The organism is Streptomyces rimosus subsp. rimosus (genome assembly GCF_000720725.1).
Taxonomy (GTDB): Bacteria; Actinomycetota; Actinomycetes; order Streptomycetales; family Streptomycetaceae; genus Streptomyces; species Streptomyces rimosus_A.
The window spans coordinates 1-4,049 of sequence record NZ_JOCQ01000202.1; the positions used below are offsets into that span (position 1 = coordinate 1).

Genomic DNA, 4,049 nt, shown 5'->3' on the forward strand with positions numbered 1-4,049 from the left:
GCTCCTCCTCAGCTCCCCCCTTCGGCGCCCGCACCACCGCCGTAGTCACCTCACCCACCGCATCGCGCAACACCCACCCCGCCAGCAACCGCATATCCACCGCGAACACCGTCGTCTCGACGTCCGTACGGGCCGTCGTCTCGACGTCCGTACGGTCCTCCACCACCCCCCGCACATAAAGATCCGCCCCCACCCCCGCCACCACTTCCCCCACGATCTCGTCCCCGGCCGCCGGGCCCGCGGCCTCCCCGGCCTCCGCCGGGATCCGCTCTCAGCCCGAACACCTCCGTGTGATCCGTCCACGCGAACGCGGCCGGCTCCAGCGCCTCCGGCCACCCGGCCAGCACGCGCGCCGCCGCGTGCAGCCCGGCCAGGGCCGCCACCCGCTCCGGCACCGGTGGCAGCGCGGCCCGCGCCGCCCGCTTCTCCGCCTTCCCGAACCGGTCCCGTACGTCCAGGGCGCTCCCCAGCAGCGCCTCGGCGCGCCGCGCGGCCATCAGCGGCCCGTGCCCCAGCCACGCGTACGTGATCGCCCCCTGCTCGACCAGACGCGCGGGCCCGCGCTCGGCCGCCGTGATGCCCACCTTCAGCAGGCCGGGGCCGAAGTACGCCAGATACACGCCGTACGTACGGGGATCGTCGGCCATCGTGTCCGCCGCCACCGAGCGCGAACGGTCCAGGCGCGCGCAGTCGGCGCACTGGTCCCGTGCGACACCGCTGCCGATCACCGCCGCGTACGGGCAGGCGGTCCAGCGCGCGCCGCGCCGTACGCCCAGGCAGCGCCGCTCGCCCGTCAGCGCGAACGCCAGCGCCTTGCCCGCGGGCAGCGCGCTGCGCCGCCGCTCGCCACGCCCGGGGCTGTACCACCCGAGCCCCGGCTCGGTCCCGGCCCAGCTCGGCCCCGTACACCACCAGCCACCCGGCCCACTCACTCCCCGGCACCCACTTCCGCCACCTCGGCCGGCACGATCCTCCGGGGATCGGCTCCGGCGCCCCTGAAGGTGCTGCGATACGCGCTCGGCGAGACCCCGACCGCCGCCTGGAGGTGCTGCCGCAGCGACGCCGCCGTGCCGAACCCCGCGTCGGCCGCGATGCGGTCCACCGTCAGCTCCGTCTCCTCCAGCAACTGCCGCGCCCGCTCGACGCGCTGCTGCGTCAGCCACTGCAACGGCGAGACACCGACCTCCTCCCGGAACCGGCGGGTGAAGGTCCGTACGCTCATCGACTCGCACGCGGCCAGTTCCCGCAGCGTCACCGGCCGGTCCAGGTGCTCCAGCGCCCAGGCGCGGGCGGATGCCGTCGAGGAGTACTGCGGCTCGGGCACCGGGCGCCGGATGAACTGGGCCTGCCCGCCCTCCCGGTGCGGGGGCACGACCGTACGCCGTGCCACCTCGATGGCCACCGCCGCCCCGTAATCACACCTGATCATGTGCAGGCACAGATCGATCCCCGAGGCGACACCGGCGGACGTCAGCACCCCCGCTTCGTCCGTATACAGAACATCCGCGTCCAGCTCGATCTCCGGGAAGAGCTGCCGGAACTGCTCCGCCGACCCCCAGTGCGTGGTCGCCCGCCGCCCTTCCAGCAGCCCGGCCGCCGCCAGCACGAACGCTCCCGTACAGATGGAGGCGACCCGGGCCCCCGGACGAATACGCGCCACCGCCCGCGCCATCCCCTCGCCCAGACAGCCCTCCTCCGCCCCGTAGTCCTGCTCCGAGGACGGCACCACGACGGTGTCGGCCTCCGCCAGCGCCTCGGGCCCGTAGCGCACACGGACCGTGAAATCCGTGTCCGTACCGAGCTCCCCCGGCTCCGGCGCGCACGTCACCACCTCGTACAGCCGCCGCCCGTCGGCCGCCCTGGCATACCCGAAGAGCCGGTGGACGATCCCCAGCTCCATCGGCAGCAGTCCGTCCCGTACCAGTACGGCGATCCGATGCCGCCCGTCCTCCGCGAAGACACCCATGGCCCGATCCTGACACATGCTGGCCATCCGGCCACTCGTTTGCCGGGGGCCACCGGCCCGAAGATCTACCCAACGGATCCGTTCAGCACCTCCGTACCACCCTCTCCACGAACCTCTCTACGAACCTCTCTACGAACCTCTCTACGAAAGGCCCCTCATGAAGGTCCTGTGGCTCGCAGCCCACCCCGAAGAGCGCTCCCTGAACGGTTCCCTCAAGGACGAGGGCCTGCGTGCCCTGCGCGAGCACGGCCACGAGGTCCAGGTCTCCGACCTCTACGCCATGAAGTGGAACCCGGTCGTCGACGCCGGCGACTTCGACCACCCCGCCGAGGAGCGCCTGCACGTCGGCAACGCCGCCGAACGCGCCCTCTCCAGTGGCACCTTGAGCCCCGACATCCGCGCCGAGCAGGAGAAGGTCGCCTGGGCCGACACCCTGATCGTGCAGTTCCCCCTCTGGTGGTACGGCATGCCCGCCATCCTGAAGGGCTGGTTCGACCGCGTCTTCGTCAAGGGCTTCGCGTACGGCTTCAGCGACCCCGACACCGGGGCCACGCTCCGCTACGGCGACGGCCCGCTGACCGGCAAGCGCGCCATGGCCGTGGTCACCGCGGGCGCCCGCCCCGGCACCCTCGGCCCGCGCGGCGTCAACGGCGACCTCAACGACCTGCTCTTCCCCCTCCACCACGGCACCTTCTGGTACACGGGCATGAGCGCGGTCCCGCCCTTCCTCGTCTCCTCGGCCGACCGCACGACCCCGGCCGACTTCGAGGACACCGCCGCCCGCCTCCGCGACCGCCTCCTGGCCCTCCCCTCGACCCCGCCCCTCCCCTTCCGCCGCCAGAACTCCCCCGACTACGACCCGGAGACCCTCACCCTCCGCCCCGACCTCGCCCCGGACCTCACGGGCCCGGCCATCCACTACACAGACGCCCCCCGGTAACCCCATGCGCACAAAAAAGACCGGTCCGGCACGTTTCCGTGCCGGACCGGTCTTCGCAGTAGCGGGGACAGGATTTGAACCTGCGACCTCTGGGTTATGAGCCCAGCGAGCTACCGAGCTGCTCCACCCCGCGTCGGTGAACCCGACTCTACGCCACATGGGCCGCCAAGGGAAATCGCTTAACCGCAGCCTCCCCGGCCACCCACGACAAAGCCCCCGCCGGATTACCCGGCGGGGGCTTTGCTTGCTGTGCGCTCGGCAGGATTCGAACCTGCAACCTTCTGATCCGTAGTCAGATGCTCTATCCGTTAAGCTACGAGCGCTTGGCTTTCCGGCGGTTTTTCTTGCCGGTCGGCGTTGCAGAAAGAACATTACACGAACCTCGCCGTGAGGCGAAATCCGATCACCCCACCCCATCTGACCTGCGGAAACGCCCCGGCGGCGGTGGGTGGGGACTACTCGGGCCAGGCAGCGGCCTCGATGATCTGTACGAAGTCCGGACGGATGTAGTCCGGATCGAAGCGGGCCAGCACGTCGGCCTTGACGTTGCCGAAGGTGGTTTCCGGGCGGTGGGTGATGCCCTGGTGGAAGGCGCGGAGGATGCGGCGCTTGAAGTCGGGGCGGGGATGGGCCGTGAGGATCTCGTCGCGGGTCTCCGGCGGGAGGGTGTCGTAGCCGATGCCGAGGACGTCGAGTTCGACGCCGGCGGTGACGAGGGCGATCTCCGGGGCCATGTGGTGCGGGATCTCCGGTGTGGTGTGCAGGGCGATGGCCTCCCAGGCGAGGCGGGCGCGGTCCGCCGGGACGCCGTGGGCGGTCAGGAAGCGGCGGGCCTCGTCGGCGCCGTCCAGCTCGAAGCGCTGGTGGGAGGCGCGGAAGCGCTCGGTCAGGCCGAGGTCGTGGAAGAGGGCGCCGACGTAGAGGAGCTCCGCGTCGAAGGGCAGGTCCCGCTCGCGGCCGTGCCGGGCGCCGAAGAGGTAGACCCGGCGGGAGTGGTGGTAGATCAGCTCGTCGGTGGTGTCCCGGATCAGCTCGGTGGCCTCCTGGGCCAGCTTGCTGTCGGGGATGGGGATGCCGGCGATGTGGGTGTGGGTGGTGTGCGCGGTGTGGGTGGCGCGGCGGGTGGGGGTGGGGGGGCGGGGG

General features: G+C 71.8%; 4 protein-coding genes and 2 tRNA genes. 1 reads left to right on the forward strand and 5 read right to left on the reverse strand.

The annotated features are described in order from the left end of the window. Window positions 1-50: 50 nt before the first annotated feature. Complete coding sequence (locus IH45_RS1000000147565) at window positions 51-932, reverse strand: DUF2797 domain-containing protein (RefSeq protein WP_234440901.1); 882 nt, start codon at window positions 930-932, stop codon at window positions 51-53. Beyond that, window positions 929-1,993, reverse strand: coding sequence for a GlxA family transcriptional regulator (locus tag IH45_RS0142285; RefSeq protein WP_030682375.1), 1,065 nt, complete (start codon window positions 1,991-1,993; stop codon window positions 929-931). Before IH45_RS0142285 ends, IH45_RS1000000147565 begins: the two co-directional genes overlap by 4 nt. Before the next feature lie 130 nt (window positions 1,994-2,123). Here IH45_RS0142285 and IH45_RS0142290 point away from each other — a divergent pair, with 130 nt between their 5' ends. After that, complete coding sequence (locus IH45_RS0142290; RefSeq protein ID WP_030682378.1) at window positions 2,124-2,906, forward strand: NAD(P)H-dependent oxidoreductase; 783 nt, start codon at window positions 2,124-2,126, stop codon at window positions 2,904-2,906. Between the two features lie 59 nt (window positions 2,907-2,965). Here the strand turns inward: IH45_RS0142290 and IH45_RS0142295 are convergent. The 3 genes from IH45_RS0142295 to IH45_RS0142305 form a co-directional block, all read right to left on the reverse strand. Beyond that, a tRNA-Met gene (locus IH45_RS0142295) sits at window positions 2,966-3,039 on the reverse strand. A 117-nt stretch (window positions 3,040-3,156) separates the two neighbouring features. Further along, window positions 3,157-3,229: transfer RNA gene (locus IH45_RS0142300), tRNA-Arg, on the reverse strand. A gap of 132 nt (window positions 3,230-3,361) precedes the next feature. Then, window positions 3,362-3,988 carry an HD domain-containing protein gene (locus IH45_RS0142305; protein ID WP_030682380.1) on the reverse strand — a complete coding sequence of 209 codons (627 nt, stop codon included), beginning with the start codon at window positions 3,986-3,988 and terminating at the stop codon, window positions 3,362-3,364. Between the last annotated feature and the right edge of the window lie 61 nt (window positions 3,989-4,049).

What these genes read in the sequence shown, in the direction of transcription:
- IH45_RS0142285 (WP_030682375.1), bottom strand. Translation starts at nt 1,993, where the DNA reads ATGGCCAGCATGTGTCAGGATCGGGCCATGGGTGTCTTCGCGGAGGAC.
- IH45_RS0142290 (WP_030682378.1), top strand. Translation starts at nt 2,124, where the DNA reads ATGAAGGTCCTGTGGCTCGCAGCCCACCCCGAAGAGCGCTCCCTGAAC.